At 58.0% G+C, this 2,111-nt stretch carries 2 protein-coding genes and 1 pseudogene; all 3 read right to left on the bottom strand.

The window, feature by feature from the left end; all coding sequences use genetic code 11:
• Positions 1 to 1,313, bottom strand: a 1,313-nt coding sequence (locus VAE48_RS15785) for a DNA repair protein RecN (protein ID WP_322794298.1), incomplete at its 3' end; no start/stop codon positions are given.
• A 10-nt stretch (positions 1,314 to 1,323) separates the two neighbouring features.
• Complete coding sequence (locus VAE48_RS15780; RefSeq protein WP_322794297.1) at positions 1,324 to 1,848, bottom strand: B-box zinc finger protein; 525 nt, start codon at positions 1,846 to 1,848, stop codon at positions 1,324 to 1,326.
• Positions 1,845 to 2,111: pseudogene (locus VAE48_RS15775) on the bottom strand (hypothetical protein); the annotation flags it as partial. The pseudogene VAE48_RS15775 and the gene VAE48_RS15780, both read right to left, overlap by 4 nt.

The raw sequence follows: 2,111 nt of genomic DNA, 5'->3' as shown, positions 1-2,111 counted from the left end.
GGGTTGGGGGCAATTAAGAACTCCACCTGATCCACACCATTCTCATCAAACGCCAGCGGATCACCCGCGCCGTTCAGGCTGAGGCCGTGCGGGTCTGGCTGTGTGCGTAAATCCACGCTGAAGCGGGCGCCGGCCATGCTCAAATCGGCCAGCTCGGCTTCAACCGCCTTTGCCAGTTGAGCGGCGGCAGCCTGCCGAACTTGGGAAAGGCGGGCAGCCAGTTCGGCCAGCTGCTGACGCAGGTCTTTTTCTTTCTCCTCCAGTTCGGCAATTCGTTCGGTAGCATGGGCAATCGTTTCCAGCTCCTGCCGGGCAGAGCGGGCAAACGCCAGCACCGTCTCGACGCTGCCCCCGTACTTGCGTTTGAGCCGGTGAATCAAATCCAGCCGTTCTTCCACCTGCTCCAGCCGGCGCGGGTTGAACTCAATCGTGTCCAGATACAGGCGCAAATCGCGGCTGATCTCCGCCAGCGTATCGTTGACCAGCAGCGCCTGCTCTGCCAGCCGGTTCTGCTCCGCGTCAATGCGTGCCAGCCCTTCCAGTGCTTGAATCACCTGGCCGAGCAGATCGGTCAGGGCAGGCGCCTCGGGTAAGCCTTCATCCAAAAGATTGAGCGCTTCCTGCGCCAGCGAGGATAAATTTTCAGCATTGGCCAGCCGGTTGCGTTCCTGCCGCAGGGTCTCCTCTTCTCCTGCTTGCAGGCGGGCTTCTTCGATCTCGCGCGCCTGATATTCCAGCAGGTCGGTGCGCCGGGCGGCATCCTGTTCGCTGTGGCGCAGGGTTTCCAGTTCCTTCTGGGTGCGGCGCAATTCACGGTAAACCTGCTGATAGGCCGCCAGGGTTTCATTGGAAGCGGCAAACCGATCCAGCAAATTCAAATGCTGGCGCACATTCAGCAGCGAAAGATGCTCGGACTGCCCGTGAATATCCACCAGAAAACTGCCCAATTCGCGCAGCAGAGTCACCGAAACGCTGTGACCGTTGACGCGCGCCGTACTGCGTCCGTTCTGGCGAATTTCGCGGCTGATCAGAATGGACTCTTCATCCTCCAGCAAATCCTCCCGTTGCAGCAGTTCGAGAATGGCCTGGCGGTTGGTCGGCGGAATGAGAAAAAGCGCTTCAATGCTGGCTCGCTCGGCGCCGGCGCGGATGAATGTTGGTTCGGCGCGTCCGCCGAGCAGAGCAGTAATCGCATCCAGAATGATGGATTTGCCCGCGCCGGTTTCACCGGTAAAGGTGGTCAGACCGGGCTGCAGGGTCAACTCCAGCGATTGGATGATGGCAAAATTCTGGATGCGTAATTCGGTCAGCATTTGGATTCGTTCATCGAATTTGAATTCCGGTCAACCGGTAGAAAACGGTGCTGGTGACCAGCACCACATACAGCACCTGCCAGATCAAGCCAAAAAGGTTCAAGACACCCATTCCCATTACAATCGCCAGCAGATTGATCAACGGCAGAATGGCGCCGCCCGCACCGGCAGCCAGCGTGGCCGTGTTATACAACAGACGGGCGCGCCGCTTGCGGGTAACACTGCGCACCGCCTCGGCAATAATCACACCGGCAATTGGCGCCAGAAAAATTGTAAAAAATCCCAGAAAAGAAGTCAACAAACTTCCCAAAAACCCCAGCAAACCGGCAACCGCCAGCGCAAGGGGGTAATCAAGCCATTGGGCGGTTTCAAATTTCTTTTGCTGCCCGCGCAGGCAGTCGCGGCAGCGGTAACCGGTTTCGGTCAGCACAGCACACTCCACACAAATCGGCCGTTCGCAGCGATTGCAGCGCAGCAACGTTTCGCGGTTGGGATGATTGACGCAGTAAAGTTTCGGTTGTGCATCCTCGATCATGATAAATCCTCAGCGGCAGGGTTTTGTTCCATGTAAGCGGTCAGATTGCGATAAAAGTAACCATAATCCTGAAAACGGACAAAGCGCACCATCTCCGGCAGGGCATCCACCCGCACCGCGTCACCATCCTCCATGGTGATTGGCGCCTGCCCGTCCACGCTCATCACCGCCTGATGACTGGTATTGACGGTCACCGTGACCACCGAACCTTCGGAGAGAATGATGGCGCGGTCCAACGAAAGATGCGGGGCAACCGCCACAAT

This window comes from Bellilinea sp. (genome assembly GCF_034432615.1).
Classification (GTDB): Bacteria; Chloroflexota; Anaerolineae; order Anaerolineales; family Anaerolineaceae; genus Bellilinea.
Note: the sequence above shows the minus strand (reverse complement) of the source record. Positions and strands in the feature narration are given on the sequence as shown.

Coding starts and splice junctions, on each gene's coding strand:
- VAE48_RS15780 (WP_322794297.1), bottom strand. CDS start 1,848: ATGATCGAGGATGCACAACCGAAACTTTACTGCGTCAATCATCCCAAC.